A 26,793-nucleotide genomic window follows, 5' to 3' on the forward strand; every position below is an offset into this window, starting at 1 on the left:
GCGGCTGTCCCGGCTGATCGCCATCAGATACGGGCGGTGAGGATACGGCCCGTCACCAGCCACGGCAGGCCGTGCAGACCAGCACGCAGGGGCCACACAGACAACACCCAGAAATATTAGATATACCCCTGCAAAATTATCATGATTCAGGTCACACCATCTGTCAACGCACCGAGGAACGGAAAATTGCGGTTCGGGTAGGCTTTTCCTCATATCGGAACGAGCCTGCGGTGTCCGGCTTGCCGGATCCGCATCGCGATCAGCGGAAACCGGGCTCGACCACTGCGGCACCACGCCGAGAACATGCGCCCCGGACGGAGCACGGATCAACCATGCCCGCCATATTCCGGGTCCGCAGCCGCCGGCCAGACACAGGCCGGGCGGCACAGGGGGGATCCTGACCATGATGCTCAGCCACACGCAGACCACCACCGCCACCCAACTGCCCGCCCGGGGTCCGGCCCCGGCAGTGCGGCCGCGCATGGCGCGCGACCAGGCGGTTCGGGCACTCAAACGCCAGATCATCGTCGATGCCGCCCGGTCGGTCTTTGCCGAGATGGGCCTGGAAGCCGCGTCGATGCGCGGTATCGCCGCCGCCGCCGGCTGCACCACCGGCGCGATTTACCCGTATTTCCGCAATAAGGAAGAGCTCTATGCCGCGGTCCTCTCGGACGGGCTGACCAGCCTGCACGAGCATCTGGCGACGGCCAGCGGCAATGCGACGGATCCGCGCGAGCGGGTCGAAATCGCCCTGCGCAGCTATTTCGCCTATTACCGCAGCCGCCCCGACGAATTGAGCCTGGGCCTCTACCTCTATCACGGGCTGAAGCCGGCGGGCCTGACGCCCGAGCTCGACCGCCGGCTGAATCGCAAGCTCTCCCAGGCGCTGGACGTCATCGGAGACGCGCTTGCCGCCTATGCCGGTCTGGACGCGGATGCCCGGCGTATGGAACTCTGTCAGGTGTTCAGCTATCTGATGGGTCTGTTGATCTGCGATTGCACCCATCGGCTTGGCGCACTCGGCAGCAATGCCGAGGCGATGCTCGACCGCTACACCGCCGACCTGCTCCGCCGCCTTGCACCGCATTGACCGCCGGCCGGGCGGGGAGGTCATGACCGGAGCTTCCCGCCCGTGACCGAGACAGCCCCCGCTCTTCCGCATCCGGCCATGCCCGGGGTCGGCGTCATTGCCATCGCCTGGCATGACGGGCGCGTCGCCCTGGTGCTGCGCGCAAACCCGCCCCAGGCCGGGCATTGGGGCTTCCCCGGCGGCCGGGTGCATTGGGGAGAGGGGCTCGTCGACGCGGCCATCCGTGAACTGGCCGAGGAAACCGGCCTGAAGGCCCGGGCCGATGCCTCGCCCGCACCGGAACCCGTCGCGGTGCTGGAAGTCGCCGAAGGTGCCGCGGACCGGCCGGACCATCATTTCGTGCTGGTGGCCATCCGTCTTGCCGTGACCGGATCCGCCGGGCTGAAGGCGGCTGACGACGCCCGCGATGCCGTCTGGGCCGACCCCGACAATCTGCCCCGGCCGCTGTGCCGCGATGTCGAGGCCCTGGTGACCGCCACCCGCCCGGGCTGATGGCCGGCGGGACGGTCGGGAGACGACAGGTTTCGCATGGCGGATTCTTCTCCCGCCCGCGTTGACAGCAGGACATCGGCCCCGCCTGATCATGACAGGTCCGGATGTCGCATCCGGGCCGACCATGATCGCCCGGCAACGCATCGGGCGACGGAGGGAGGAAGACCCAGATGATCTGTCTCACATCCCTTGCCGGATCGGCGGTCGGCCGACGCCGGTCGTTGCACGCCGCCCTTCTGGCCGCAGCCCTGCTGACCACGATACCCGGCCTTCCGGCTGCCCGGGCTGCGGAAACCACTGTCGCGGATGCCGCGGGCGCGGGCTTCGATGCCGCACGGCTCACCGCCCTTGGCGACCGGCTGGCAGCGGATGCCGAAGCCGGCCGCATTCCGGGCGCCGTGCTTGCCGTCGAACGTGACGGGCAGCTGGTCACACTGCGTGCCGTCGGGTGGCAGGATCGGGCTGCCGGCACGAAAATGACCGAAGACAGCCTGTTCCGGCTCTATTCCATGACCAAACCGATCGTATCGGTCGCGGCCATGCGCCTGATCGAAGACGGGCGGCTGCTGCTCGCGGCCCCCGTCTCGGCCTATCTGCCGGATTTCGCCAGGCTGGAGGTCGGCCGCGAGGTCGCCGGTGCCGATGGCAAGCCGACGGTCGAGACCACCCCCGCCACGCACAAGATGACTGTGCGTGATCTTCTGCGCCACACCAGCGGCCTGACCTATGGCGTGTTCGGCAAGTCGGCGATCAAGAGCCGCTATCTGGCAGCCGGCACCCATCTCTGGACCGACACCAACGAGCAGTATGCAGCCAGGCTGGCGAAGCTGCCCCTGGTGGCGGAACCGGGCACGCTTTGGGAATATGGCCGCTCGACGGACCTGCTTGGCCGGGTGCTGGAAGTCGCCGCCGGCAAACCACTGGATGAGGTCGTGGCCGGGCTGGTGCTGAAACCGCTCGGCATGACCGAGACGTTCTTTCACGTGCCCGAGGCCCTGCGCAGCCGGGTGGCGGCCGCCGACCCCGAGGCCGCTTTCGGCAACAAGCCGCCCGAGCTGCTCGACCCTGCGCGCCCCGATACCTTCCTTTCGGGCGGCGGCGGCATGTACGGCAGCACCCGCGACTATCTGCGCTTCCTGCGCATGATCCTGAATGGCGGTGAGCTGGAGGGCACCCGGATCCTGAGCCCGGCCAGCGTGCGGCTGATGACCGCCGATCATCTGACACCCGAGATCGATACCGGCGGGCTGGCCCCCCTGGGCTATGGTTTCGGCCTGGGCTTCGCCGTGCGTCGGGGCGAGGACGGTGCCTGGCCGGGCAGCACCGGCGATCTCTATTGGGGCGGCTATGCCGGCACCTATTTCTGGATCGACCCGCGCGAGAAGCTGCTGGTGGTCTACATGATGCAGAGCGTCTCGCAACGTGAACCTTATCGGCTGATCGTTCGCCAGGGCGTCTATGGTGCCATGACACGCTGAACCGCAAGGCCGCGGTGCCCTTGGGCCCCGCGGTCTTCCTTACCTCGATATTCAACGTTGGATTGATATTTACCTGTCGCTATCATCCCTGGATCATCTCAACCCCAGGGAGACTCCCCGATGCGGATCGACGAGATCGTGCTGCGTTTCGTGACGCCGAAGATGGTGGCGCCCTTCGCCAATCGCTGGCAGCGCATGGAACGCTGGACCAAGCTGATCGTCGAGATCCGGTCCGACGGGCTGTCGGGCTGGGGCGAATGCACGGCCATGGAGTCGCCCTTCTACCATTACGAAACCATCGAAACCGCCTGGCACATCATCGAGCGGCACCTGGCGCCGCTGCTGGTCGGCAGCGACGTGGACGGACCGGAAGACATGCTCAACCGGTTCCGCGACGTCGCCGGCCATGTCGAGACCATTGCAGCGCTGGAAGTGGCGTTACACGACCTGCTGGCCCGCCGCGATGGCGTGGCACTGGCGGTGCGTATCGGCGGCGCCATCAGACCGGTGAAAGCCAGCGCCACGATCGGCGTGACCGGAAGCGTCGCCGATCTGCTGGCGGCGGCCCGGCGGGCGGAAGATGGCGGCTATCACCGGATCAAGGTGAAGATCAAACCCGGCTGGGATGTGGAGCCGCTGTCGGCGCTGCGTACCGAACTGCCCCATATGCCTGTGCTGGCTGACGCAAACGGCGCCTATGGGCCTGAGGATCTGGATCATCTGGCGGGCTTCGACCGGTTCGGGCTGATGCTGCTGGAACAGCCGATGGCAGCCCACAACTGGAAGGCCTATGCAGCCCTTCAGTCCCGGCTGGACACCACGGTCTGCCTGGACGAAAGCATCCACACGATGGAGGACGTCGACGACCTGCTGGAACGTCGCGCGGCCCGCGCCGTCAACATCAAGGTCGGCGGGGTCGGGGGGCTGATCCGGGCAAGGGCGATCCACGATCGGCTTGCGGCAGAGGGGATCGGCTGTTTCACCGGGGCCAAATTCGAGACCGGCATAGGCCGTTGGACGAATATCGCGCTCGCCACCCTGCCCGGCATGACCTATCCGTCGGATGTCGCAGAAAGCGCCCGCTATTTCGCCCCCGACATCACCACCCTTCCGGTCGAGTTGACCGGGCGGGGGCTGGTCGCCCCGCTGGATGCGCCGGGCCTCGGCACCGAACCGGACCCGGTGCAGCTCACCCGGGTCACGACCCGGATTCTGAGGATCGGGGACTGAGGGGGATCGGGGACTGAGGGCCGATCAGGCCGATGCGCCGGCGCTGCGCGCACTGCGCCGGCGCCGGCCGGGGGTGGCGGCCGGCTGCAGGCCCTGCTCGATCCGCCGGGCCTCGGCGGCCATCAGGCCCACGATGCGGGCACGACGCGTCGCGTCCATGCGCTGACTGATCGCACCGATGCTGATCGCTGCCACCGGCATTCCCGTGCGATCGTTGATCGGCACCGCCACGGCGCACATGCCGGGCACGATCATGCCATCGCTGACGGCATGGCCGGCCCGCCGCGTGGCCTCGACCATCCGGCCCACCTCGTCGGGACCGCAATCGAAGCGGGCGAAGCGTTCGGCATTGGCCGCAATCACCTGGGCCACCTCTTCATCGCCCAGTGCGGCGAGCAGGGCGAGCGACCCCGCGGAAACGCCCAGAGGCCGCCGCCCCCCTACATCAAGGCTGAGGGTGCGGATGGGAAAGGCGCCTTCCACGCGGTCGACGCACAGCGCATCCATGCCGCTGCGCACGAACAGATAGACCGTATCGCCGGTCTGCTCCGCCAGACGCTGCAGCGAGGGACGGGCAATGTCACGAATGCTGAAACGGTTCGATGCCGACGAGCCGAGCAGAAACAGCTCGAGCCCCAGATGGTAGCGGTGGGTATCGGCGGCCTTGTCGACCAGACCCTGCTCCTTCAGGGCCGCGAGCAGCCGGTGGGCCGTCGCTTTGTGCAGCCCGGTCGCGCCTGCAATCTCGGACAGCCGCGCCCCTTCGCCCACATGGCCGGCGAGGACGCGGAGGATTGCGGCGGCACGCGCCACACTCTGCACGTTACCGGCATCGGTCGCGCGCCGTGCCGTCGACGCTGCATCCCCACGATGGCCACCCTCGCCGCGGGCAACCCGCGGCAGCTCCTCGACACCCGACATCCGGTTCATGCCCCGGTCCTCCATTCCGACCGCAGCCGGCGCGATCGCGGCCGACGGTCGGATGAACCTAGGCGATATGATGACCCCTGTCAAACCACCATGGGTTTTGCTTTAGCCGAAAGACGAGCCCTGCGGCGATCAGACGCGAACCGTCAGAGAACATAGTCCTTGAGGGTTGTATTCAGATTCTCACTCAACCTTTGATCGAAGCCCGCCAGCAGGTCGCGGGTCATGCGATCGAAGGCGACTTCACGGGCAAGCGGAGAGCCGCTGGCATCGATGGCACGGATCAGGCGCGATTCGACATCGACATAGGCCTGCCGCTCGCCGGTCTCCGACAGGATCTCGAGCGTCGCGATCAGCGTCGCGGCATATTCGTCGGTCGGTTCCTGGGTGAACGTGCCGCGAATGCCGCCGGTCTGGGGGAGCGGCTTCTCGATCACACTCGCGTCGCGGATAACGAGACGCGCCGTCCCCGACACACCCGCCGCCTCCAACCGGTCCCGCGCCCAGTCGCCGGCAGCCCGGGCCGGTGAGGTCGGGAAAAGATGCTCGACATTGGGGGCCTTGCGCGGCGGCTGGTAATTGTCCAGCAGCTGCACCCGGGCCACGTTCAGCCGGAATTTCGGCTTGTCGTCGAACCGGATCGGCTTCGGCCCCTCGGGCAGCGGCTCCGAGGCGCAGCCGGCCAGAAGGCCTGCCGCGGCAAGACCGGCGGCCAGGCCCAGCACCCGGCGACGGGTGGGTCCGATGCCCGCATGGGGGCGCATCGGATGAAGGCGCGTCGGATGGAACGGGGAGGTGGTCATCGTCGGTCAGTCTCCCTCGATATGGCCGGCGTCCTCGACGTGATCCGGCGGCCCGTCAGTGCCGGTGGGCATCATTCGCCCGCAACCGGGCGATGTCTGCATCGTCATAGACATAGGATGTGCCGCAGAACTCGCAAACCACGTCGACCCTGCCGTCGACGGTCAGCTCGGCCAGATCGTCGCCGGGCAGGCTGCGGATCAGCCCCTCGACACGCTCGGGCGAGCAGCGGCAGGCGAAACCGAGCGGCAGCGCCTCATAGGCGATGGCGCCATCCTCGTGATAGAGGCGAAGCAGCAGGGTTTCGAGCGGCAGATCCGGGTCGGTCAGCTCCTGGTCGCGGACGCTGGAGGCCAACACCACCGCACGGTGCCAGCCGTCCTCGGCATCCTCGGCCGCAGTCGCCGTGCCGCCCTCGGCCGGCATGCGCTGAAGCAGCAGCCCGCCGGCCCGCCAGCCCCGGTCGCCCTCGGGCGGCGTCACCGCAAACCGCACGGCGCTTTCGATCTGCTCGGACAACCGGAAATAGGCATGAACCGCATCGGCCAGACGCTCGCCATCGAGTTCGACGATGCCCTGATAGCGCTCCATACCCTGACCCGGGTCCAGCGTCAGCGCCAGATAGGCCCGGCCGAACAGGCGCGGCATCGACGGTGCGCCCTGATGGCGCACGCCGGCAACGGCCGTGTCCAGCGCCGCCACGGCGTCGGCATCGAACTGGGCATAGCCCCGCAATGCGCCCGACGCGGTCGCATCTGCGACCATCAGCGAGACCGGGCCGTCACCGCGGATCTGCACCGTAAACACACCGTCGGTCTTCAGCGAATGGGCGACCATGGCGGCCAGCGTCACCGTCTCGGCCAGCACGGCAGAGACCGCCGCCGGATAGGCATGGCGCCCCAGGATCTCGTCCAGCGCCGGGCCCAGCCGTGCAACACGGCCGCGAGCCTCGGCCCAGGGGAGCCGGAACGGCAACGAGCGGTCGACCAGGGTCGACCGCTCGGCAGGGGTTCCGGCGCCGTGGGTCGGCGTCGTCGTCATCACTTGGTCTCCATGACACCCAGGCACCAGGCGAGGACCGCCTTCTGGGCATGAAGCCGGTTCTCCGCCTCGTCGAACACGACGGAGGCCGGACCGTCCATGACCGCGTCGGTGACTTCCTCGCCGCGATGGGCCGGCAGACAATGCATGAACACCGCCCCGGGTGCCGCCTTCGCCATCACCGCATCATTCACCTGATAGGCCGGGAAATCGCGCTGGCGGGCTTCGGCGTCCTTGCTGTCCATCGACACCCAGGTGTCGGTGACCACGCAATCGGCGCCGGCCACGGCGGCACCGACATCCTCGCCCACCGTCACACGGGCGCCGGCCGCCAGGGCCGCCGCCACCGCGTCGGAATCCGGCTGATAGGCCGCGGGGCAGGCGATCGCCAGGTCGAAACCGAAATGCACGGCCGCCTGTACGAAGGTCACGCACATATTGTTGCCGTCACCGACCCAGGCGATGCGCCGGCCGGCCAGATTGCCCGGCCCCCACTGCTCTTCCAGGGTCATGAGGTCGGCCATCAGCTGGCAGGGATGCGAGCGGCGGGTCAGACCGTTGATCACCGGCACGCTGGCATGGGCCGCCAGTTCGGTCAGCGTCTCGTGCGCATGGCAGCGGATCATGATCGCGTCGACATAGCGCGACAGGACGCGCGCCGTGTCGGCGATGGTTTCGCCGCGGCCCAGCTGGCTGTCCTGCGGGTTCAGGATCAGCGCCGAGCCGCCCAGCTCGTTCATGCCCACCTCGAACGATACGCGGGTCCGGGTCGACGGCTTCTCGAAGATCATCGCCAGCGTCCGGCCGCCCAGCAGCGGCGGGCGCTCACCTGCCGCACGGCGGGCCTTCAGCGCATGGGCAAAATCCAGAATGCGCCGCAGCTCAGCCGTCGGCAGCGCGTCCAGATCCAGGAAATGGCGGGGCGTCCGCGCCGCGGTGAGCGGCGCGTCGATGGTCAGGTCCAGGGCCGTCATCCGGCGGCCTCCTCTGTGGCGATCTCGGATGCGACGCTGTCGCAGGCCCGACGGATCGCGTCGATGGCTTGGTCGATCTCGGCATCACCGATGATCAGCGGTGGCAGCAGACGCACCACATTGTCGCCCGCAGGAACGGTCAGCAGGCCGTTTGCCCGGAAGGCATCGACCATGCGCCCGTTGGCCACCACGCATTTCAATCCCAGCATCAGCCCGGCGCCGCGGATCTCTTCCAGCACGCCCGGATAGTTGGGGATCAGCTGCGACAGCTCCCCCCACAGCCGTTCGGACGCCTGGCGGACCCGGTCGAGAAAACCGTCCTCGAGCATCACGTCCAGCACCGCATTGCACGCCGCCATGGCGAGCGCATTGCCGCCGAAGGTGGAGCCATGGGTACCCGGCCCCATCACCGCCGCCACCTTTTCGGTCGCAAGGCAGGCGCCCATGGGGAAGCCCGAGCCGATGCCCTTGGCGACCGCCATAATGTCCGGGGCGATGCCCGCCCATTCATGGGCGAACAGCCGGCCGGTCCGGCCGAAGCCGCACTGAACCTCGTCCAGGAACAGAAGCAGGCCATGCTGATCGCAGAGCTTGCGCAGGCCGCGCAGATAGTCGAGCGCCGCGGGCCGCATGCCGCCTTCGCCCTGCACCGGCTCGATCAGGATCGCCGCGGTTTCCTCCGTCACCGCCGCCTCGGCGGCCGCAAGGTCGCCGAAGGGCACGTGATCGAACCCGTCGACCACCGGATCATAGCCGTCCAGGTACTTCTTGTTACCGGCGGCGGCGAGCGTCGCCAGCGTGCGGCCGTGAAAGGCGCCCTGGACGGTGATGATGCGATAGCGGCCGGGCTGGTCCGACAGATCGAAATAGCGCCGCACCATCTTGATGCCGCACTCGATCGCCTCGGCGCCCGAATTGGAGAAGAACACGGTGTCGGCGAAGGTGGCGGCCACCAGCCGTTCCGCAGCCTTTTCCTGGCCCGGGCTCTGATACAGGTTCGACACGTGCCAGAGCTTCCCCACCTGCTCCGTCAGCGCAGAGACCAGATGGGGGTGGGAATGCCCGAGGGCATTCACGGCGATGCCGCTGGCGAAATCGAGGAATCGTCGCCCGTCCGCCGTATACAGATACGCGCCTTCGCCCTTGTCGAACGTCAGATCGGTCCGCGCATAGGTCGGCATCACGGCCGGGATCATTGTCCCTCGCTCCTCGTGGCGGTTGGGTGTCCGCACCCGTCATAACGGCGACGGACACGCTGGAAAGGGGCGAGTATCCGGTGTGGAACCTGTGCTGTCAATCGCGCAGCACAGGCGGCAAGCGGCGGATTTCCTTGGTGTGCGCCTGCGGCCCGGTGTACCTTCGGAGGCGTATCCGACGGGTATGGATTCCCGTGACGGCGGCACCGCTCCCGTCGGAATTCAATGGCCCGCGTCCGCTCCGGACGTCAGATGACCACCCGGCAACGGGTCGGCCCGCGTACAGGCAGAACATGACCGTCACCAGCCGTGGTCTCATCGTCCTCGCCGAGGATCAGGACAGTCTCCGCAAGCTCTACCGAGACGTGCTGGAGGCGCATGGCTTTTCGGTTTTTACCGCCAATAACGGCGAGCAGGCCATCCAGCTGTGTACCTCGAACACGCCCAAACTGGTCGTGCTCGACATCATGATGCCGGGCATGGACGGCATCGAGGCCTGCGGGCGGATCCGCCGGATCCTGGGCTCAGCCGTGCCGATCATCTTCCTGTCCTCGCTCGACACGCGCGAAACCGTGCGGGCCTGCCTGGAAGCGGGCGGCGACGACTACATCATCAAGTCGGAAAGTCTTGCCAAGCTGGTGGAACGGGTGGAGTTCTGGACCCGCCCGAAAACACCCCATGCCCGCGAGCGTCGCCGCGAGGTGCTGACCAGCGCGCGCGACGCGCTGGCCAAGCCGCAGGCCGAGCTCGCCGCCCGGCAGTTGAAACTGGCCGAGGGCACACCGCCGACCATTCAGAACGACGACGTGCTGCTGAAGGTGAGCCGGATCGTCGCCCTCGCCCGCGCACTCGCCAGCCCGGATTTCGGCAACAGCCATGCCGATCAGGTTTTCATGCTGGGCTATCTCACCGGTTCGGTCGAGTTCTGGGCCCAGCGCATGCCCGAGGTGAAACGGCGCTTCGACGAATATCTCCGCGCGGCACTGCGCGATACCGGCATCGTCGACAAGGCCCAGGGCGACAAGCTGATTTCGGCGCTGGTCGAATATGTCAACGAGCGCACCTTCAAATCCGGTCGCACCGCCGGCCGCCGCGAAGCCGGCGAGGCCGAGAACGGCACCGGCCCGTTCGAGCCGCTGGCCCTGCGCGAATTCGAGGAAAGCCGTCGCGAGGCAGAAGGGCGCCGCGAGGCGGAAGGCCGGCGCTGAGGCCGGCCGTCACCCGTCATCCCGCCGCAGGCTCGCGGGTCGCATAGCGCTCCAGCGCCCGGCGCAGATCCGCCGGCACTTCTGCAGGGCGTCGGCTGTCGCGATCGATGGCGACACAGATGCTGTCGCTGTCGGCGATCAGCACGCCGCCGGCATAAAGCGCCTGCGGAATGGCGATCGAGCTGCGGCCGATGCGCTGAACCCCGGTCGCGATCATCACCAGCCCCGGATAGCGCAGCTCGGCCTTGTAGCCGATCCGAAGCTCGGCCTGGACCATCACCGTCGGGGCATCCTGATCATAGCGGGTGGCGAGACCGCAAAGATCGAACAGCCGGGTGCGCCCCAGCTCCAGCCAGCGGGCATAGACCGCGTTGTTCACATGCCCCAGCATATCGGTCTCGCCGAAGCGGATACGCTCGGGGATCCAGAGCCGGAAGCGACCGGCACCGGGGCCGATGGCTGCCGGATCGGTCGGCGGCGGCACGGTATCGATCAGCAGGTCATCGGCCGTATAGGGCGGCAGGGTCTCGGACGTGGTCATGGCGATGGCGGCCTTCGGGGCAGGCCGGCGACAGATTCGCGCCGGAATTGATCCATGCCCCAAAGACTATCGCTTACCGATCCGGGCGGCCAGCCCGCATCACAATCCGGCGCCGCCAGGGTCCGGCGGTCAAGGGGCCTATTGCGGCGAGCGCTTGGCCAGGATGCGCTGCAGGGTCCGGCGATGCATGTTCAGCCGCCGGGCGGTCTCGGAGACGTTGCGGTCGCACTGCTCGAACACCCGCTGGATATGCTCCCACCGCACGCGATCGGCCGACATCGGATGCTCGGGCGGCGGCGGCAGAACCCCCGACCGCGACAGCAGCGCCCGCTCCAGATCGTCCGGATCGGCGGGTTTGGCCAGATAGTCGAGCGCACCGGCCTTCACCGCCGCCACCGCGGTCGCGATGTTGCCATAGCCGGTCAGCATCACGATCCGGGCGTCCTCGCGCCGGTCCCGCAGGGCGGGCACCAGATCCAGGCCGCTGCCATCGTCCAGGCGCATGTCGAGCACGGCAAAGGCGGGCCGCAGGCTGGTGAGCAGGTCGCGCGCCTCGGCGACCGAGCCGGCGGCATGGACATCGAAACCGCGGCGCTCCATCGCCCGGGCCAGGCGTTGCCGGAACGGCGCATCGTCATCCAGGATCATCAGCACGCGGTCTTCGGGGGCTGCGGCGGCGAGATCGATCAGATCGGCATCTTCCGCATCGACATGTGGCGGCGTGGACATGGGACGGCATTTCCTCTTGCGATACGGACCCGCAGCAGCGGCAGGCTGCATTCAGAACGACACCGGTCTGGCGGCACCCTTGCCGCCGCCCGCCAGGGCAGAACGCGACCAGCGCAGGCTGACCACGGCTCCGCCCTCGGGCCGGTTGGCGAAACGGACATCGGCGCCGGTGCGGGCCAGCAGGGTCTTGGCGATGAACACGCCGAGCCCCATGCGCCCCGCCTCGCGGCGGGTGGACATGTAGGGCTCGCCGATCCAGGGCAGCAGATCCGCCGGGAAGCCCGGGCCGTCGTCGCGCACCTCGATCGTGATATAGCGCGGATCCCAGCCCAGCCAAAGCGTTACCCGGCCGGCGGCGAACTGAGAGGCGTTCTCGACCAGATTGCCCAGGCCGTGGAGCAGTTCGGGCACGGGCGCCGCATCGGGCATCTGCGCACGATCGGATCCGGGGTCGATCTCGATCACGATCTCGGGGCCGGAACTGCGCCGATAGGGTGCTGCCGCACTCTCCAGCAGTTCCGGCAGGCCCAGGCGCTTGAAGGCGGGGCTCGCCTGTTCGGGGGCACGCGCCAGCCGGGCCAGGATCTCGCGACAGCGGGCGCTTTCCGAAACCAGCAGCGCCAGATCCTCGGCCTGCGGACCGTCGGGGCCCAGATCGCGCTCCAGTTCGCGGGCGACGATGGCGATGGTGCCGAGCGGCGTGCCGAGTTCATGGGCCGCCGCCGCCGCAAGCGCCCCCACCGCCGAAAGCTGCTGCTCCCGCGACAGGGCGATCTGGGTGGCGGAAAGCGCATCCGACATCCGCCGGGCCTCGGCCGCGACCCGGGCGGCATAGACGGTCAGGAACAGCAGGCTCAGGACCAGTGCCGCCCAGACCCCGGCGACATAGAGCGGCGGCAGGGCGAGAGGTCCGCCCTCGCCGTCCCAGGGCAGCGGATGATGCCAGACCGCCAGCATGGTCACCGCAATCAGCGACATGCCGGCCAGCACCACAGTGGAGCGCACCGACAGGATGGTCGCACTGATCGTGGCCGGGGCCAGCACCAGCACCGAGAAGGGATTGGCCAGACCGCCGGTGAGCTGCAGCAGCACCGCCAGCTGACAGACGTCGAAGGCCAGGAACAGTGCCGCCTGGCCGTCGGTCAGCCGGGCATTGGCCGGCCGCGCCAGGGTGGTGGCAAGGTTGAGCAGGGCCGAGGCCCCCACCGCGGCCACGCATTCCAGCAAAGGCAGCGGGAAGCGGAGCCCCTGCGACACCAGCATGATCGCCGCCAGCTGCCCGGCGATCGCCAGCCAGCGGATGGTGACCAGGGTATGGGCACGCACCCGCCCGCCATCGGGGGATCCCATGCCCGGCGGCAGGCTGCCGGCCGGCGGAAGCGTGGGGCCGGCCGCACTCATTCCGGCACCTCGACCCTGAGATAGAGGTGGTAGCGCCCGGGTGCCACGCCCTCGGGCAGGTCGATCGGCCGGAGCCTTGGATCGTCGAGCGGCTGATCGGCCGCCACCACCGCACCGGGCGCCAGCAGGACCGGCAGCGCCGCCGCCACCCGGGCGGCGTTCCGGGCCGTCGCCTCGGCATCGCCACTGCCGATATCGGCATGGGCGAGGGCGGCGGGCGCCGGGATGCGTTCGGCCGCGCGGGGCAGGGTCTCTGCCAGATCCCCCGAAATCAGATGGGCGTCGTCGGGGATGCAATCCGGATGGGCCGCGACCTTGCGCTCGAACACGAAGATTTCCCGGTCGGGCAGGATGCTGCGCAGATGGTCGTAGGTGCGGCCATTGCCGAGCCCCAGCTCCAGCACCGGCCCGTCGAGATCGCGGATGATCTCCGCGGCACGATCCAGGCAGGCACGCTGGGCGGTCAGGCGGCGAATGAAACTGTCGAGACGGCTCACGGATGGCTCCAGTTCAGGCGGACGGGGCCCGGGTCGCCGGCCGTCGCGCTTGACCCCCGGCCGGCACCGGACCACCTTCGATCGAACAGCCCGCAGGCCCGACAGGGTTTGCACCCTTTCCTGAGCCCCACCGGCCGAACGGCGTATCCATGACCGAGATCGTCCTTGCCGTCGAGCACCTGCGCAAGACCTACGGCACCGTCGAAGCGGTCGCCGGCCTCGATTTCACCGTCCGGCGTGGCGAAACCGTTGCACTTCTCGGCGGAAACGGCGCCGGGAAGACGACGGCGATGTCGATGATCCTGGGGGTTGTGATCCCGACCGCCGGCCGGATCCGGCTGTTCGGCGAGGATATGACCCGCGATCGCAAGCGGGCCCTGCCGCGGATGAATTTCTCCTCGCCCTATGTCGACCTGCCCCACCGGCTGACCGTGCGCCAGAATCTGGATGTCTATGCCCGGCTTTACGGCATTGCCCATCCGGCGCGACGGGTGCGCGAGATCTCGGCCGCCTTCGACCTCGACGCCCTGCTCGACCGCCCGACCGGGCGGCTCTCGGCCGGGCAGAAAACCCGGGTTTCCCTCGCCAAGGCGATGCTCAACCGGCCGGAGCTGCTGTTGCTCGACGAGCCGACCGCCTCGCTCGACCCCGATACCGGCGACCGGCTGCGCGGGCTGCTGGAACGGTTCCGCGAGCTGTCGGGCGCCGCCATTCTGCTCGCCTCGCACAATATGGGCGAGGTGGAGCGGCTGGCCCATCGGGTGCTGATGATGCGCACCGGCCGGGTGGTCGACGACGGCACGCCCGCGGAGCTCCTGACCCGCTACGGCCGTGCCAGCCTGGAAGACGTCTTCCTCGACGTCGCCCGGTCGCCCGAGATGCAGCCTGCGGAGGGGGCATGAACCACGAACGGATGATGCCGCCCACCGCCGCGATGGAGGCGGCGTTGAGCGAGGCGCCCGAGCGGCTCACCGGGACCGCCGCTTCCCTGCAGCGCATCCAGGCGCTGGTGCTGCGCCATCTGCGCCTGCTGTTCAGTTCCTGGGCCCGGCTGGTCGAGATCGTCTACTGGCCGACGATGCAGATGCTGCTCTGGGGCTTCATCACCGTCTTCCTCACCACGCGCACCGACTGGCTGGCCCAGGCCGCCGGCACCCTGCTTTCGGGCCTGCTGCTCTGGGAGGTGCTCTACCGCTCGCAGCTGGGCGTCAACCTCGCCCTGCTCGAAGAAATCTGGGCCCGCAACCTCGCCACCCTCTTCGTCAGCCCGCTCCGCCCCTGGGAGATGATCGCCGCCATGCTGACGGTCGCGGGCATAAGGGTCGCGATCGGCACGGGGGCCGCGGCGGCGCTGGCCTGGCCGCTCTACCATTACGACATCTTCACCCTCGGCTGGTCCCTGCTGCCCTTCCTGGCGGCGCTGATGATCATGGGCTGGTCGATCGGGCTGATGGTGGCCAGCCTGCTGCTCCGGGTCGGGCTCGGTGCCGAGGGGCTGGCCTGGGCGGCGATCTTCGTGCTGCAGCCGATCTCGGGCATCTATTACCCGATCGAGGTGCTGCCCGGCTGGCTGCAGCCGGTCGCCTGGGTCCTGCCCTCGGCGCATATCTTCGAAGGCATGCGTCAGGTGCTGATCGACGGCACCATTCCCTGGCGCCATCTTGCCTGGGCCTTCGCGCTGGACGGCGTGCTGGTCGTGATGGCGGCGGTGGCCTTCACCCGCGCGACCCGCGCCGCCCGCCGCGACGGCCGCCTGCTCGCCTCCGGAGAGTGACCCGGAGAGCCGCCCGGCCGGCGCCGGCCCCTCTGCATACCGCTGCGGCAGGATGTCCACTCGTCGACATGCCATCAAAAGATGTTGCGGTGCGCCGGAAAAGATGCAGCAATTATGACGCTCAGGCTGCACTCACAGTCGTCGCAACGACGTTGGGGATTCTGGTGTGAGGACATCCTGAGAAGGGGGCAAGACCAGGGAAGCCAGGGGAGGCTGTTCCTATGAAGAGCATATTCCGGAACATCGGGGCCGGTGGTGTATTTCTGGCGGGCATCTGCATCGCCGCAAGTCAACCGGCACTCGCCCGGGATCTGACCGTGGTTTCCTGGGGTGGAAACTATCAGGACGCGCAGCGCGAGATCTATTTCAAGCCCTTCGCCGCCAAGACCGGCAAGCCCTTGCTGGACGAATCGTGGGATGGCGGCTATGGCGTGCTGCAGGCAAAGGTGAAGGCCGGCGCGCCCAACTGGGACGTGGTTCAGGTCGAGGCCGAGGAGCTGGCGCTGGGCTGCGCCGACGGGCTTTACGAGACCATCGACTGGGCGAAACTCGGCGGCAAGGACAAGTTCCTGGCCCAGTCGGGCAGCGATTGCGGCGTGGGCGCCATCGTCTGGAGCACCGCCATCGCCTATGACGGCGCGAAGCTCGCCGACGGCCCCAAGACCTGGGCCGATTTCTGGAATGTCGAGAAGTTCCCGGGCAAGCGGGGCCTGCGCAAGGGCGCCAAGTATACGCTCGAATTCGCCCTGCTCGCCGACGGCGTGCCGAAGGACGAGATCTACGATGTGCTCGGCACGCCCGAAGGGGTGGACCGCGCCTTCAAGAAGCTGGATGAACTTTCGCCCAACCTGGTCTGGTGGGAAGCCGGCGCCCAGCCGCTGCAGCTGCTCGCCTCGGGCGAGGTGGCGATGACGACGGCCTATAACGGGCGCATCACCGCCATCAACAAGGCCGAAGGCAAGCAGTTCAAGGTGGTCTGGCCGGGCAGCATCTATGCCATCGACAGCTGGGTGGTTCTGAAGGGTGCCGAAAACGCGGCAGCCGGCCAGGACTTCATCGCCTTCGCAAGCGCGCCCGAGAACATGATCAAGCTGCCGGCGACGATTGCCTATGGTCTGCCGAACAAGGAAGCGGCCGCCATGGTCGATCCCAAATACGCAGCCGACCTGCCGACGGCGCCGGCCAATATCGCCGATGCCATCCCGCTCGACGTCGATTTCTGGATCGACAATTCCGAGGAACTGACCCGGCGCTTCAACGCCTGGCTGGCGCGCTGAGCCCGCGACCGGCGCGAGGGGCGGGTGGCGACATCCGCCCGGCGCGGCATCGTTCCCCCGCACGATCCTTCGCCCGCCTCAGCGCCGACCCGGTCAGAGCTGGAGGACGCTGTTGGAAAACGTTCGCATCCGCTTCGACGGCATCAGCAAGTCGTACGGAGCCCTGACGGTCGTCAACGACCTGACCCTCGATATTGCCGAGGGAGAATTCGTCAGCCTGCTCGGGCCATCCGGCTCGGGCAAGACCACCCTGCTCATGATGCTGGCCGGCTTCGAAAACCCCACGGCCGGCACCATCCTGCTCGACGGCCAGCCGATCAACGACCTGCCGCCCCATCGCCGCAATATGGGCGTGGTGTTCCAGAGCTATGCCCTGTTCCCCCATATGACCGTGGGCGAGAACATCGCCTTTCCGCTGCAGATGCGCGGCACCGGCCGCGCCGAGATCGCCGAGCGGGTGGCGCGGGTGCTCGACATGGTCCAGCTCTCGGCGCTGGCCGATCGCAGGCCGTCGCAGCTGTCCGGGGGCCAGCAGCAGCGTGTGGCGCTTGCCCGCGCGCTCGTCTTCGAACCCCGGGTGGTGCTGATGGACGAGCCGCTGGGCGCCCTCGACAAGCAGCTGCGCGAACAGATGCAGCTCGACATCCGCGCCCTGCACAACCGGCTGGGGTTGACCATCGTCTTCGTGACCCACGACCAGTCCGAAGCCTTGACGATGTCCGACCGGATCGCGGTGTTCAACCACGGCCGGATCGAGCAGATCGGCTCCCCGCGCGAAATCTACGACGAACCCCGCACCCGCTTCGTGGCCGAGTTCATTGGCGAGACCAATCTCGCCGAGGGCCGGGTTGAAGACAGCGCCGGGGCCGAGGCCCGGATCGCTCTCGCCGCCGGCGGCCATGTCGTTGCCGCGGTCGCCGAACCGGTGGTCCCCGGCCAGGAGGTTCTGCTGTCGATCCGCCCTGAGCGGATCGAGCTGGCAGAGCGCCCGGGCGGCACCGGCAACAGCCTGGCGGCCCGAGTCGCCGACTGCATCTATCAGGGTGACCATCTGAGGGTGCAGCTGGACGGCGGGGCGCATGGCTTCACCGTCCGACTCGACCGCAAATCGCGCGAATGGGCGCCCGGAACCGAGGTCTTCGCCGAATTCCGCCCGGCCGACTGCCGGGTCATCGCCCCATGAGCGGCGGCGGATCGAAAGGCGCCGCGGCGCCGCTGCTGGCGCCGCTGCTGCTTTTCCTGGGCGTTTTCTTCCTGTGGCCGCTGGCCACGATGATGTCGCAGGCGGTGTCGGATCCGGCGGTGCTGCGCATTCTGCCCCGCACCGCCGAGGTCGCCGCCGACTGGGATCGTCAGTCGCCGCCGACGCCCGAGATGAAGGCGGCCATCGTCGAGGATCTGAAGGCGGCGACCGACACCCAGGCGGTCGGCGACATGGTCCGCCGGCTGAACAGCGCCCAGTCGGGCTTCCGCACCCTGATGTCGAAGACGATCCGGGCGATCGAGGATGGCGACATGCCGGCCGACCTGGCCGAGGTCGACCGCCGATGGGATCAACCCCGCTACTGGCAGGCGATCGCCGGCGCGCTTTCCCCCTATACGGATCGTCACCTGCTCGCCGCCGTCGATCTGAAGCGCGACGCCGCGGGCGAAGTGGTGTCGATGGCCGACGAGGCTTCGGCCAACCGGGTGATCATGCTGCGCACCTTCTGGATCGCCGCCCTGGTGACCATCGCCTGCGCCCTGATCGGCTTTCCCTATGCCATGCTGATCGCGGCGGCCGAGGGCTGGAAGCGCAATCTGCTGCTCGCCGCCGTGCTGCTGCCGCTCTGGACCCCTCTGCTGGTGCGCACCGCGGCCTGGTTCGTGATCCTGCAGGAAAAGGGGCTGATCAACGATCTGCTGCTCGGCCTCGGCATCGTCGGGGCGCCGGTGCCGATGATCTTCAACCGCCTGGGCGTGGTGATCGCCATGACCCACGTCCTGCTGCCCTTCATGGTGCTGCCGATCTACAGCGTGCTGATCGCCATCCCCAGAAATCTGGTGCCGGCCGCAGCCTCTCTGGGTGCCAACCCGCTCCGGGCCTTCCTGCGCGTGGTGTTCCCGCTCGCCTTCCGCGGCCTCGCCTCGGGCGCGCTGCTCGTGTTCATGACGGCGATCGGCTACTACATCACCCCGGCCCTGATCGGCGGCCCCGGCGACCAGATGATCAGCTCGGTCATCGCCTTCTATGCCACGGGTTCGGCCAATTGGGGCATGGCCGGCGCGCTCGGCCTGGTGCTGCTGGTGGTCACCCTGCTGCTCTATGCGGTCTATGGCCGGCTTTCGGCCGACCCTGCCACGGGAAGGAGCTGACAGCCCATGCCCAAGGCATTCAAACTGCTCTATGCGCTTGCGGTGGTGATCTTCCTGGTGGCGCCGCTTGTAGCGATCCTGCCGCTCGCCTTCACCTCCAGCGTCTTCCTGACCTATCCGATCCCGGAATTCTCCACCCGCTGGTTCGAGGAACTGGCGACGGCGGCGGTCTGGCAGCGCTCCATCGTGAACAGCCTGATCATCGGCACAGGGGCGACCCTGCTGGCCACGGTGCTCGGCACCGCCGCCTCGCTCGGTCTGCGCAACCGCCGCCTGCCCTTCGCCGGCATCGCCCGGACGCTGTTCCTGCTGCCCATGGTCGTGCCTGCCGTGGTGCTGGGGGTCGGCATGCAGGTGCTGTTCGTCCGGCTCGGCATCGCCAGCAGCTATCTGGGCGTCATCGTCGCCCATGCGGTGGTGGCGATCCCCTTCGTGGTGGTCAGCGTCACCGGTGCGCTCGCCGGCATCGACCGGCGGGTCGAACTCGCCGCTCTCAGCCTGGGCGCCTCGCCGGTCACCGTCTTCCGGCGGGTGACCCTGCCGCTGGCCATGCCCGGGGTTGCCTCGGGTGCGGTGCTGGCCTTCGCCACCTCGCTCGACGAGGTGGTCCTCACCCTGTTCGTCGCCGGCCCCAATCAGCGCACCCTCGCCCGGCAGATGTTCTCGACCATCCGAGAGAACATCAGCCCGGCGATCGCCGCCGCGGCCTTCGTCTTCATCGTCGGCACGATCCTGGTCGCCCTGGCCATGGCGGCGATGAAGCGGCGGGGCAAAAGCCCGGCGACATCCTGACGATCCGGCATCCGCCGCGGCGGCCTCCCCCGACGCCGCCGCGGCGGAACCCGGCCCGGTCTCAGCCGGTGACGAGACCGTAGTAGAAGTCGTGGAGCTTGGTCCACATCTTCGACCCCGTCTCGACCACCTGCCGGCCGCGCCATTCGAAGTTCGGCGCCTCGTGGGCGTATTTCACGATCAGATCCTTGGCGTGCGACGAATGCTCGATATCGGCTTCACCATGAACGGTGAACCATTCGAGCGCACGATCATCCAGCTGGAACCCGGATTTGAGCGCCCGATACATTTTCATCGCGCTTTCCGAGGTCTGGCTTTCGTTCACATAGATCGCCAGGATGCCATAGACGAAATGATTGTTCCGGCAGTGGCCGACCAGATAGGTCACGAAATCCCAGACTTCCGGCGCCACCGGGGTCTCCCGGATCTCGGCCTCGGTCGCCCCGAGCGCCAGCGCGAAACGCTTCATCAGGTTGTAATGGCTGTCCGACCCATCGGCGATCGCGGTTTCCTCGGCGGTCAGCTGCTCCATTTCGAAGGCGCGGACGTCCTCGTGCCAGCTGTTGGCGTGAATGCCGCTGTAGCAGCTGTTCTGCAGATAGACCTGATGATACTTCTGGATCGCCCAGCGCTTCATCTGTTCGCGCGTCACCCGGCCCGCCTCGATCTCCTTCACGAAGGAGTGGCGTGAATACTTGTTGGCCTGGATGATCCGGTCGAACTCCTCAAAATATTCCGACATGCGTCATCGTCCTTCCGAAAGCCCGCCGCGGGCGGGCCGACTTGTCCATGTCCCTGGAAACTGCATCCCGTGTCGCCGTCGCACGACCGACGTCAGAGGCCGGCCCGACCTCAGAGGCCGGTTCGCGATCTGAAGGCGTCGAGGCTGGCCGCGATGTACTCGTGGTTCACGCCCTTGCGGCGGAAGGTGAAGTTGGTCAGGTTGACGATGCTGGTCGCCAGTTTCTGGTCGTTGAGATACTTGGCGTCACCTTTCTCGTGCCAGAAATCCACACCCTCCAGAACCTGCGGCTGGACGTCGGCGAAGGTATAGCGATTACCCGTGGACGAGATGTTGCCCGAGGATCCGACCAGCAGGATGTCTTCGGCCAGCGCCTTCTCGACCAGCTGTTCGATGAACGCGCCGGTCCGGATGAAGGTCGCGACCGTGCCGTTCTCGCTGCACTGCCGACGGACATGAGGCGTCAGCTTTGCAAACAGCCGGCTGTCGGGGTTGAGCCGGTTGATCACCGCCAGCGTCGTCATCTCCGACACCTCGGCGATCCAGTCCAGCAGCCGGGGATCCTCCATGATCACCAGGTCGCGCAGCACATCGATGCTGCCGATGGTGATGCAGGGGTTGGTCAGCGGCCGTCCCTTCACCTCGTACATCCGGCGGATCGACCGTTCGGTATGGCCGATCAGCCCGTAACCGATATTGGCTTTGAGCAGGGTCAGGCCGCCGCCGCGGATGACCCCCAGCACATGATCCACCTCGGCATCGTCGACGACCTCGTCATCGGGTACGCCAAGCGCTACTTCCATCGTCCTCATGCCCCCTGACTGACGTGGGCGACAGGGCCTGCCACCGCATCCCCGGCCGAAAGCCGGCGGTGGAGCGCGACCAGCTCGGCCGTGTCGTTGAACCGTTCGGGATCGGCGCTGCGCATCACCGCCTGATAGACGGCCTCCAGCCCTGCCGGATCCAGATTGATCCCGGCCTCGGTCAGCCGGGCGCGCAGCACTGCACGCCCCGAATGGCGACCGATCAGGATCCGCCGCTCGCGGCCGAAATCCGCCGGGTCGAGATATTCGTAAGTGATCGGGTGATTAAGCAGCCCGTGCTGATGCAGCCCGGCAGCCGTTCCGAACACATAGTCGCCGAGCAGCGCCTTGTTGCGCCCCAGATCGACCGAAAGCCTTTCCGCGATCGTCATGCCCGTACGGACCAGGGCCGCGAGATCGATGGCGTGATCCAGTCGGACGTGATCCGGGCGATAGCGGATGGCGGTCGCGACCTCCTCGATCGGCACCAGACCGGCGCGCTCCCCCAAGCCGCCGATGGCGCCCAGCACCCCATCGGCGCCGGCGGCAAGCCCGGCCAGCGCATTCGCGGTGGCAAGGCCCAGATCGTCGGCCGGTGCCACGATCACCGGGATCGCGGGGCCGGTGATCGCCCGCAGCATGCCGATCGTGGCCGCCGTCTCGGCCGGCAGCATCCGGCCGGTGGTATCGGCAAGGATCAGTCCCCGGGCGCCGGCCGCAAGGGCGGCATGAACCAGGCTCCGCAGCATTTCGGGAGCGGCTGCAGCAATCGCCGCAAGCTCTACCCAGACGGGTGCCCGGGGTGCCAGACGGATGATCGCACCGGTCAGCAGCGCCACCGGATCCGCACCCTCGGCCAGACGCGGGTCGGTGCCGCATTCCAGCACGACCTCGATCGGTGGCCCGTTTTCCGTCGGCCCGCCCCGGCCCAGCAGATCCGCCAGGACCGGCGCATCCGCAAGCGCGGCGCAGACCATGCGGGTCAGTTGCCGACAGCGTGCGCGACTGGCCTCCAGCAGCGCCAGATCGGCGGGCCGGGCTGCCGGATAACCGATCAGCGCCGCATCGATGCCCAGATCGTCGAGGGCCAGCAGGATGTCCAGCCGCTCCGCCGTCGGTGCCGTGGCACCGCGGCCGTCGGCAAGAGAGGCGTCAACCAGTCTGGCTGTCCGAAACCCGCTGGCCGCGACGGTCGGAAGATCATGATGCATCGGACATGCTCCCTTCGAAGGAACAGGTCGCGTGCCGTCAGGGCTGATCCTCACACCGGATTGCGGGCAATGGATCACCCACGGCGCATGGCGGCGACTGCCGCTCAGCACTTCACATCCGGTCTGCGTCTTCACGCCGACAGGTCCTGGCCCTGCCGGCCCCCCGTTCGCGACTGCCCCGCTTCGCAGACAAAGCCGGCTTGCCCGCCGCATCGCCTGCGCCACTTGCCCTGGTTCCGTCGCCTGCCGCCGTCTCTTCCGGCGCGATCTCGCCCGACTTTGTGCCGGTGCGATGCTGCTGACGATCGTTCCCACCGATGACTATCCTGACGGATTATCTACCGTCAGTTGGAAGACCCTAAAACATCGCTATCTAACCGGCAACCCGTTTTCTCAACCTCCACGAGCAATTCATCCCCGCAAGTATCATGAAACGAGACATTTGCCGCCGAAAGCCGGAAGGATCGCGGCTCCGGCGATTATTTCTGGTGGAATAGATCGCAAAAATTGACAAGCCGGTTTGCGGTGCTCATTTTTGGCTAGGACGGGGCGGCCAATATCACGCAATGGTGGATCGCCCGAAATCGTCTCGCAGAATGAGACATTTGCCATTTCAGGCAGGCAGCACGGCGGAGCAGCCCGATGACCTATCAGTCCGTTCCGAACCGGCGTGGCGCTTTCGCGTCGGCCGAGAAGAAACACCCCTTCATCGATGCCGATTCTCATATCGAGGATCATGACGGCATCTTCGATCATCTGGACCGCGCCTACTGGCACCGGCGGCCCAAGATCGTCCATATCGGCGACATGATCGCCCATCGGACCCAGCGCAACTATGCCTGGCTGATCGACGGCGAGATGCGGCCCAAGATGCAGGGCTATCAGGCGTCCTGTCATGCCAGCCCGATCGTCACCGACTATGCGAAGCTGAAGCCGGTCAGCACCGCCATCCAGGGCATTCTCGACGTCGACGCCTATTGCGCGAAGATGGACGAGATCCAGCTGGACGTGGCGACGATCTACTCGACCCTTTTCCTCCAGCCGCTGACCCGCGATCCGCTGTTCGAGGCGGCACTGATGCGGTCGTACAACAGCTGGATGGCCGAAACCTGCGCCAAGAAGCCGACCCGGCTGAAATGGGCAGCCCTTCTGCCGATGCGCCTGCCCGATCAGGCGGTGAAGGAAGTGCATCGTGCCAAGGCGCTGGGGGCGACCTCGCTGATGGTGCTGGGCACGGTCGGATCGGTTCTGCTGCATGATCGCCGGTTCGATCCGGTCTGGGCGGCGGCGGAAGAGGTCGGCCTGCCGATCTGCGTCCATGTCGGCTGGGCCCATGACGGCATCGGCGAAGGCCTCGACAGCCCGGCCGCAGCCTTCATCCTGAATTTCGAGATGACCATCGTCTTCGGCTTCTTCAGCTTCCTGGGCGGCGGCATTCTCGATCGCTTCAAGTCGCTGAAGGTCGGCTTCCTGGAAGGTGGCGCCAGCTGGTTCCCCACCGTGCTCGACCGGATGGACAAGTGGCGGGTGACGCCCGCGGCCGAGGTCTGGCCGGCGGAAAAGGCCCCGATCGACTATCTGCGCGAGCGTGAGATCTACTTCACCGTCGAGGGTGACGAGGCCAACCTGCCGGCCTTCGTCGATCTGATCGGCGCCGATCGCATTCTGGGGGCCGCGGACTTCCCGCACACCCATTATGCCGGCGGCAAGCTGGGTGAAGCCTTCGGCTCGATCCGCGAGCGCGACGACGTGCCCGATGCGCACAAGGATCTGATCTTCGGCCCCAATGCGATGCGCTTCTATGGGCTGAAGCCCGAAGATGTGCATTTCTCGAAGCCGACCCAGACCGCGCAGGGCTGATCCCGGCCAGGCAGGCCTTGTCGAAAGACGCCGGGGCGGTCACCATCCGGTGACCGCCCATGGCATTTCCAGAACAGGCCCGCCCCAGGCATGAACTACGCCCACGACTTCCACGCCGGCAATTTTGCCGACATCGTCAAGCACGCGGCGCTGGCCGCCACGGTCGCCCATCTGGCCCGCAAGTCGAAGCCCTTCGTGGTGATCGATACCCATGCCGGTTCAGGGCTCTACGACCTGGAGGCCCCCGAAAGCCTGCGCAGCGGCGAGGCCCGCGGCGGCATCTTCCGCATCCCCGACCGACCGGCCCCGGACGAACCGGCCCTGCTTGCCGGGCTGCGCCGGGCGCTGGATGCGGTGGATGACGGTCGCGGTGCCGTGGGCACACGCCGGCGCTATCCCGGCTCTCCCCTCATTGCCGCCCTTGCCATGCGTCCGGGCGACCGGCTGATCGCAGCCGAGACCGTCGATCCGGTGCGTGCACGGCTGGAACGGGTGCTGGGCGCCCGCGCCCCGCGCCCGGGCCCGCGGATCGAAGTGCTGCGCCACGACGGCTACGGCGTGCTGAAAGCCTGCCTGCCGCCGGGGGAACGGCGCGGCCTCGCCATCATCGACCCGCCTTTCGAAGAGGTGGACGAGTTCGATCGTCTGGCCCGCGCCATGGAGGCCGCGATCGAACGCTGGGCCAGCGGCAGCTATCTGATCTGGTACCCGGTGAAGCGGGCCGAGGCCGCCGAAGATCTGGCACGGAGGATCGGCCGCGCCCTGCCGCCCCATGTGGAAGGCCTGCGCGCCGAATTATCGATCCTGCCCCCCGGCAGCACCTCGGACGGGATGACCACCACCGGGCTGATCGCGGTCAACCCCGCCTGGCCGGTGGAAGAGGGCATGGCCGATCTGCTGGACTGGTGCGCCCGCAGGCTGGCGGCAGATCCGAAGCGCCCCGGCCACTGGCGCGTGAGCGCTCTGCCGCGCGACTGACCGGCCACCAAAAAGGTCGTCATAAAAAAGGTCGCCATAAACAGACGGCCGGCCGCCCCGAGGGGCGACCGGCCGTTCTGCATCGAGGCGCCAGAGGTCGTCAGGACGCCTTGGGCATCTCGCCGACATAGGTCGATTCGGGCCGGATCAGGCGGTTCTTGTCGGCCTGTTCCAGGATATGCGCCGACCAGCCGGCCATGCGCGCCAGCCCGAAGGTCGGGGTATAAAGGTCGGTCGGGATGCGCACGCCGCGCAGCACCGCCGCCGCCCAGAACTCGACATTCGGATAGAGATTGCGGCCGGGCTTGTATTCCGACAGCAGCCGGACCGCGGTCTCCTCGACATGGACCGAGAGGTCGAACCAGGGATCTTCGCCGGCAAAGCTGTCCGACACCTGGCGGAGTGCCACGGCGCGCGGATCCATGGTCTTGTAGACCCGGTGGCCGAAGCCCATCAGACGCTCGCCGGCCTCGATCTGCTGGCGCAGCCAGGGCTCGGCATTCTCCTTGGTGCCGATCTCCTCGAGCATCGTGTCGACTTCCGAGGGCGCGCCGCCATGAAGCGGGCCCTTCAGCGCGCCGATCGCACCGGTGATCGCCGACGCGATGTCCGAACGGGTCGAGGTGATCACCCGGCCGGTGAAGGTCGAGGCATTGAGCCCGTGCTCCGCGGTCAGGATGATATAGGCGTCGAGCGCGCGGGTGTGGACGCGGGTCGGCTTCTCGCCATGGAGCATATAGAGATAGTTCTCGGCATGGCCGAGGCTCTCATCCGGCTCGATCGGATCGCGGCCGGTGTTCAGCGCATTGCGATAGGCGATGATCGTCGGCGCCTTGGCGAGGATCTCCGAGGCCTGCTCGAAAGTGGGGGGCCAGGCGAAGCTGCGATCGCCGATCGCCGAGGTCGCCGTGCGCAGCACGCTCATGGTGTCGGTCTCGGGCGGCAGCGCCCGGATGATCGTCTTCAGATAGTCGGGAAGCTTGCGGCGGGCCGCCAGTTCGGCGCGGAAGGCCTCGCTCTCGCGTTCGTCAGGCAGGTGGCCGCGCCACAGCAGGTGAACCACATCTTCGTAGGTGCGGGAGATCGCGAGATCCTTGGCCCAGTTCCCGCGATAGACCAGATAGCCGTTCTTGCCGTCGACAAGCGACAGATCCGTCTCGGCGACGACAATCCCTTCGAGACCTGCATTGATCGTCACGCTCAAATCCTCTCCAGCTACGGGGCGCGCTCCGTCGGCGGAGTCCCTCGCTGCCGGCGCCGCCCGCTGGGGCGGACGTCGGATTTCCGGGGGGCCCCTGCGTCCGGGCCTCAACATGTGGGGGAGATATAACTCCGCAGGCAGCGGTCCGTCAATTTATTCGCGATTATCGCGGGACAACATGTCACCATAGAATGA

Annotated in this window: 26 protein-coding genes; 13 read left to right on the plus strand and 13 right to left on the minus strand. The window is 67.6% G+C overall.

Translation table 11 applies throughout. The features are described 5' to 3' along the window. Positions 1-403: 403 nt before the first annotated feature. The 4 genes from CMO28_RS15370 (at position 404) to menC (ending at position 4,290) form a co-directional block, all read left to right on the plus strand. Positions 404-1,090: a TetR/AcrR family transcriptional regulator gene (locus CMO28_RS15370; RefSeq protein ID WP_062762705.1), complete on the plus strand. Its 687-nt coding sequence runs from the start codon at positions 404-406 to the stop codon at positions 1,088-1,090. 42 nt (positions 1,091-1,132) lie between these two features. Next, positions 1,133-1,582, plus strand: a complete 450-nt coding sequence (locus tag CMO28_RS15375; protein ID WP_296715007.1) for an NUDIX hydrolase — start codon at positions 1,133-1,135, stop codon at positions 1,580-1,582. A 170-nt stretch (positions 1,583-1,752) separates the two neighbouring features. Further along, the gene (locus CMO28_RS15380) at positions 1,753-3,060 is read left to right on the plus strand and encodes a serine hydrolase domain-containing protein (protein WP_296715008.1); all 1,308 of its coding nucleotides are present in this window, start codon (positions 1,753-1,755) and stop codon (positions 3,058-3,060) included. Between the two features lie 120 nt (positions 3,061-3,180). Continuing rightward, complete coding sequence (gene menC / locus CMO28_RS15385) at positions 3,181-4,290, plus strand: o-succinylbenzoate synthase (RefSeq protein WP_296715010.1); 1,110 nt, start codon at positions 3,181-3,183, stop codon at positions 4,288-4,290. A 24-nt stretch (positions 4,291-4,314) separates the two neighbouring features. Here menC and CMO28_RS15390 read toward each other — a convergent pair whose 3' ends face one another. The 5 genes from CMO28_RS15390 to CMO28_RS15410 all read right to left on the minus strand — a co-directional run bounded on the left by CMO28_RS15390 (position 4,315) and on the right by CMO28_RS15410 (position 9,229). Next, positions 4,315-5,220: an IclR family transcriptional regulator gene (locus tag CMO28_RS15390; protein ID WP_296715012.1), complete on the minus strand. Its 906-nt coding sequence runs from the start codon at positions 5,218-5,220 to the stop codon at positions 4,315-4,317. Between the two features lie 143 nt (positions 5,221-5,363). Beyond that, on the minus strand, positions 5,364-6,020 hold the full coding sequence (locus CMO28_RS15395) for a hypothetical protein (RefSeq protein ID WP_156503078.1): 657 nt from the start codon (positions 6,018-6,020) through the stop codon (positions 5,364-5,366). 55 nt (positions 6,021-6,075) lie between these two features. After that, positions 6,076-7,059 carry an Hsp33 family molecular chaperone HslO gene (locus CMO28_RS15400; RefSeq protein ID WP_296715015.1) on the minus strand — a complete coding sequence of 328 codons (984 nt, stop codon included), beginning with the start codon at positions 7,057-7,059 and terminating at the stop codon, positions 6,076-6,078. After that, a complete protein-coding gene (gene argF, locus CMO28_RS15405; protein ID WP_296715016.1) occupies positions 7,059-8,033 on the minus strand; it encodes an ornithine carbamoyltransferase in 975 nt (324 codons plus the stop codon). The genes CMO28_RS15400 and argF overlap by 1 nt, the downstream gene beginning before the upstream one ends. Beyond that, complete coding sequence (locus CMO28_RS15410; RefSeq protein ID WP_296715018.1) at positions 8,030-9,229, minus strand: aspartate aminotransferase family protein; 1,200 nt, start codon at positions 9,227-9,229, stop codon at positions 8,030-8,032. Before CMO28_RS15410 ends, argF begins: the two co-directional genes overlap by 4 nt. Before the next feature lie 293 nt (positions 9,230-9,522). On the opposite strand from CMO28_RS15410, the gene CMO28_RS15415 reads away from it, so the two are divergent. After that, complete coding sequence (locus CMO28_RS15415; RefSeq protein WP_062762688.1) at positions 9,523-10,437, plus strand: response regulator; 915 nt, start codon at positions 9,523-9,525, stop codon at positions 10,435-10,437. A gap of 16 nt (positions 10,438-10,453) precedes the next feature. On the opposite strand, the gene CMO28_RS15420 is transcribed toward CMO28_RS15415, so the two are convergent. The 4 genes from CMO28_RS15420 to CMO28_RS15435 form a co-directional block, all read right to left on the minus strand. Next, the gene (locus CMO28_RS15420) at positions 10,454-10,978 is read right to left on the minus strand and encodes an acyl-CoA thioesterase (RefSeq protein ID WP_014743544.1); all 525 of its coding nucleotides are present in this window, start codon (positions 10,976-10,978) and stop codon (positions 10,454-10,456) included. Positions 10,979-11,116: 138 nt separating this feature from the next. Then, positions 11,117-11,707, minus strand: coding sequence for an ActR/PrrA/RegA family redox response regulator transcription factor (locus tag CMO28_RS15425; protein ID WP_014743543.1), 591 nt, complete (start codon positions 11,705-11,707; stop codon positions 11,117-11,119). A gap of 51 nt (positions 11,708-11,758) precedes the next feature. Further along, on the minus strand, positions 11,759-13,108 hold the full coding sequence (locus CMO28_RS15430) for an ActS/PrrB/RegB family redox-sensitive histidine kinase (RefSeq protein ID WP_296715023.1): 1,350 nt from the start codon (positions 13,106-13,108) through the stop codon (positions 11,759-11,761). Then, the gene (locus tag CMO28_RS15435) at positions 13,105-13,605 is read right to left on the minus strand and encodes a class I SAM-dependent methyltransferase (protein WP_014743541.1); all 501 of its coding nucleotides are present in this window, start codon (positions 13,603-13,605) and stop codon (positions 13,105-13,107) included. The genes CMO28_RS15430 and CMO28_RS15435 overlap by 4 nt, the downstream gene beginning before the upstream one ends. A 149-nt stretch (positions 13,606-13,754) precedes the next feature. Here CMO28_RS15435 and CMO28_RS15440 point away from each other — a divergent pair, with 149 nt between their 5' ends. From CMO28_RS15440 to CMO28_RS15465, 6 genes are all read left to right on the plus strand, one after another. After that, positions 13,755-14,507 (plus strand): ABC transporter ATP-binding protein, encoded by a 753-nt coding sequence (locus tag CMO28_RS15440; protein WP_296715028.1) that lies wholly within the window; start codon positions 13,755-13,757, stop codon positions 14,505-14,507. Next, complete coding sequence (locus tag CMO28_RS15445) at positions 14,504-15,379, plus strand: ABC transporter permease (protein ID WP_296715030.1); 876 nt, start codon at positions 14,504-14,506, stop codon at positions 15,377-15,379. The genes CMO28_RS15440 and CMO28_RS15445 overlap by 4 nt, the downstream gene beginning before the upstream one ends. A 221-nt stretch (positions 15,380-15,600) precedes the next feature. Continuing rightward, the gene (locus CMO28_RS15450; RefSeq protein ID WP_296715032.1) at positions 15,601-16,656 is read left to right on the plus strand and encodes an ABC transporter substrate-binding protein; all 1,056 of its coding nucleotides are present in this window, start codon (positions 15,601-15,603) and stop codon (positions 16,654-16,656) included. 112 nt (positions 16,657-16,768) lie between these two features. Beyond that, complete coding sequence (locus tag CMO28_RS15455; protein WP_062762675.1) at positions 16,769-17,839, plus strand: ABC transporter ATP-binding protein; 1,071 nt, start codon at positions 16,769-16,771, stop codon at positions 17,837-17,839. Further along, the gene (locus tag CMO28_RS15460; protein ID WP_296715035.1) at positions 17,836-19,011 is read left to right on the plus strand and encodes an ABC transporter permease; all 1,176 of its coding nucleotides are present in this window, start codon (positions 17,836-17,838) and stop codon (positions 19,009-19,011) included. The genes CMO28_RS15455 and CMO28_RS15460 overlap by 4 nt, the downstream gene beginning before the upstream one ends. 6 nt (positions 19,012-19,017) lie before the next feature. Beyond that, positions 19,018-19,803 (plus strand): ABC transporter permease, encoded by a 786-nt coding sequence (locus CMO28_RS15465; RefSeq protein ID WP_014743535.1) that lies wholly within the window; start codon positions 19,018-19,020, stop codon positions 19,801-19,803. Between the two features lie 61 nt (positions 19,804-19,864). On the opposite strand, the gene CMO28_RS15470 is transcribed toward CMO28_RS15465, so the two are convergent. The 3 genes from CMO28_RS15470 to CMO28_RS15480 form a co-directional block, all read right to left on the minus strand. Then, a complete protein-coding gene (locus tag CMO28_RS15470) occupies positions 19,865-20,545 on the minus strand; it encodes a TenA family transcriptional regulator (protein ID WP_296715037.1) in 681 nt (226 codons plus the stop codon). A gap of 110 nt (positions 20,546-20,655) precedes the next feature. Then, positions 20,656-21,348 (minus strand): Sua5/YciO/YrdC/YwlC family protein, encoded by a 693-nt coding sequence (locus tag CMO28_RS15475; protein WP_062762664.1) that lies wholly within the window; start codon positions 21,346-21,348, stop codon positions 20,656-20,658. A gap of 5 nt (positions 21,349-21,353) precedes the next feature. After that, positions 21,354-22,559 carry a hypothetical protein gene (locus CMO28_RS15480; RefSeq protein ID WP_296715040.1) on the minus strand — a complete coding sequence of 402 codons (1,206 nt, stop codon included), beginning with the start codon at positions 22,557-22,559 and terminating at the stop codon, positions 21,354-21,356. Positions 22,560-23,201: 642 nt separating this feature from the next. On the opposite strand from CMO28_RS15480, the gene CMO28_RS15485 reads away from it, so the two are divergent. Further along, entirely contained in the window at positions 23,202-24,419 is a 1,218-nt protein-coding gene (locus CMO28_RS15485) for an amidohydrolase family protein (protein ID WP_062762658.1), read from the plus strand. 90 nt (positions 24,420-24,509) lie between these two features. Beyond that, positions 24,510-25,397 (plus strand): 23S rRNA (adenine(2030)-N(6))-methyltransferase RlmJ, encoded by an 888-nt coding sequence (locus CMO28_RS15490; protein ID WP_296715042.1) that lies wholly within the window; start codon positions 24,510-24,512, stop codon positions 25,395-25,397. Between the two features lie 100 nt (positions 25,398-25,497). Here the strand turns inward: CMO28_RS15490 and CMO28_RS15495 are convergent, their stop codons facing one another. Then, positions 25,498-26,595, minus strand: coding sequence for a citrate synthase/methylcitrate synthase (locus tag CMO28_RS15495; RefSeq protein ID WP_014743529.1), 1,098 nt, complete (start codon positions 26,593-26,595; stop codon positions 25,498-25,500). Positions 26,596-26,793 lie beyond the last annotated feature (198 nt).

Origin of the sequence: Tistrella sp. (assembly GCF_002684955.1) — a bacterium.
GTDB classification, from domain to species: domain Bacteria; phylum Pseudomonadota; class Alphaproteobacteria; order Tistrellales; family Tistrellaceae; genus Tistrella; species Tistrella mobilis.

What these genes read in the sequence shown, in the direction of transcription:
- CMO28_RS15370 (WP_062762705.1), top strand. Translation starts at nt 404, where the DNA reads ATGATGCTCAGCCACACGCAGACCACCACCGCCACCCAACTGCCCGCC.
- CMO28_RS15380 (WP_296715008.1), top strand. Translation starts at nt 1,753, where the DNA reads ATGATCTGTCTCACATCCCTTGCCGGATCGGCGGTCGGCCGACGCCGG.
- menC (WP_296715010.1), top strand. Translation starts at nt 3,181, where the DNA reads ATGCGGATCGACGAGATCGTGCTGCGTTTCGTGACGCCGAAGATGGTG.
- CMO28_RS15390 (WP_296715012.1), bottom strand. Translation starts at nt 5,220, where the DNA reads ATGAACCGGATGTCGGGTGTCGAGGAGCTGCCGCGGGTTGCCCGCGGC.
- CMO28_RS15395 (WP_156503078.1), bottom strand. Translation starts at nt 6,020, where the DNA reads ATGACCACCTCCCCGTTCCATCCGACGCGCCTTCATCCGATGCGCCCC.
- CMO28_RS15400 (WP_296715015.1), bottom strand. Translation starts at nt 7,059, where the DNA reads ATGACGACGACGCCGACCCACGGCGCCGGAACCCCTGCCGAGCGGTCG.
- argF (WP_296715016.1), bottom strand. Translation starts at nt 8,033, where the DNA reads ATGACGGCCCTGGACCTGACCATCGACGCGCCGCTCACCGCGGCGCGG.
- CMO28_RS15410 (WP_296715018.1), bottom strand. Translation starts at nt 9,229, where the DNA reads ATGATCCCGGCCGTGATGCCGACCTATGCGCGGACCGATCTGACGTTC.
- CMO28_RS15415 (WP_062762688.1), top strand. Translation starts at nt 9,523, where the DNA reads ATGACCGTCACCAGCCGTGGTCTCATCGTCCTCGCCGAGGATCAGGAC.
- CMO28_RS15420 (WP_014743544.1), bottom strand. Translation starts at nt 10,978, where the DNA reads ATGACCACGTCCGAGACCCTGCCGCCCTATACGGCCGATGACCTGCTG.
- CMO28_RS15425 (WP_014743543.1), bottom strand. Translation starts at nt 11,707, where the DNA reads ATGTCCACGCCGCCACATGTCGATGCGGAAGATGCCGATCTGATCGAT.
- CMO28_RS15430 (WP_296715023.1), bottom strand. Translation starts at nt 13,108, where the DNA reads ATGAGTGCGGCCGGCCCCACGCTTCCGCCGGCCGGCAGCCTGCCGCCG.
- CMO28_RS15440 (WP_296715028.1), top strand. Translation starts at nt 13,755, where the DNA reads ATGACCGAGATCGTCCTTGCCGTCGAGCACCTGCGCAAGACCTACGGC.
- CMO28_RS15445 (WP_296715030.1), top strand. Translation starts at nt 14,504, where the DNA reads ATGAACCACGAACGGATGATGCCGCCCACCGCCGCGATGGAGGCGGCG.
- CMO28_RS15450 (WP_296715032.1), top strand. Translation starts at nt 15,601, where the DNA reads ATGAAGAGCATATTCCGGAACATCGGGGCCGGTGGTGTATTTCTGGCG.
- CMO28_RS15460 (WP_296715035.1), top strand. Translation starts at nt 17,836, where the DNA reads ATGAGCGGCGGCGGATCGAAAGGCGCCGCGGCGCCGCTGCTGGCGCCG.
- CMO28_RS15465 (WP_014743535.1), top strand. Translation starts at nt 19,018, where the DNA reads ATGCCCAAGGCATTCAAACTGCTCTATGCGCTTGCGGTGGTGATCTTC.
- CMO28_RS15470 (WP_296715037.1), bottom strand. Translation starts at nt 20,545, where the DNA reads ATGTCGGAATATTTTGAGGAGTTCGACCGGATCATCCAGGCCAACAAG.
- CMO28_RS15475 (WP_062762664.1), bottom strand. Translation starts at nt 21,348, where the DNA reads ATGGAAGTAGCGCTTGGCGTACCCGATGACGAGGTCGTCGACGATGCC.
- CMO28_RS15480 (WP_296715040.1), bottom strand. Translation starts at nt 22,559, where the DNA reads ATGCATCATGATCTTCCGACCGTCGCGGCCAGCGGGTTTCGGACAGCC.
- CMO28_RS15485 (WP_062762658.1), top strand. Translation starts at nt 23,202, where the DNA reads ATGACCTATCAGTCCGTTCCGAACCGGCGTGGCGCTTTCGCGTCGGCC.
- CMO28_RS15490 (WP_296715042.1), top strand. Translation starts at nt 24,510, where the DNA reads ATGAACTACGCCCACGACTTCCACGCCGGCAATTTTGCCGACATCGTC.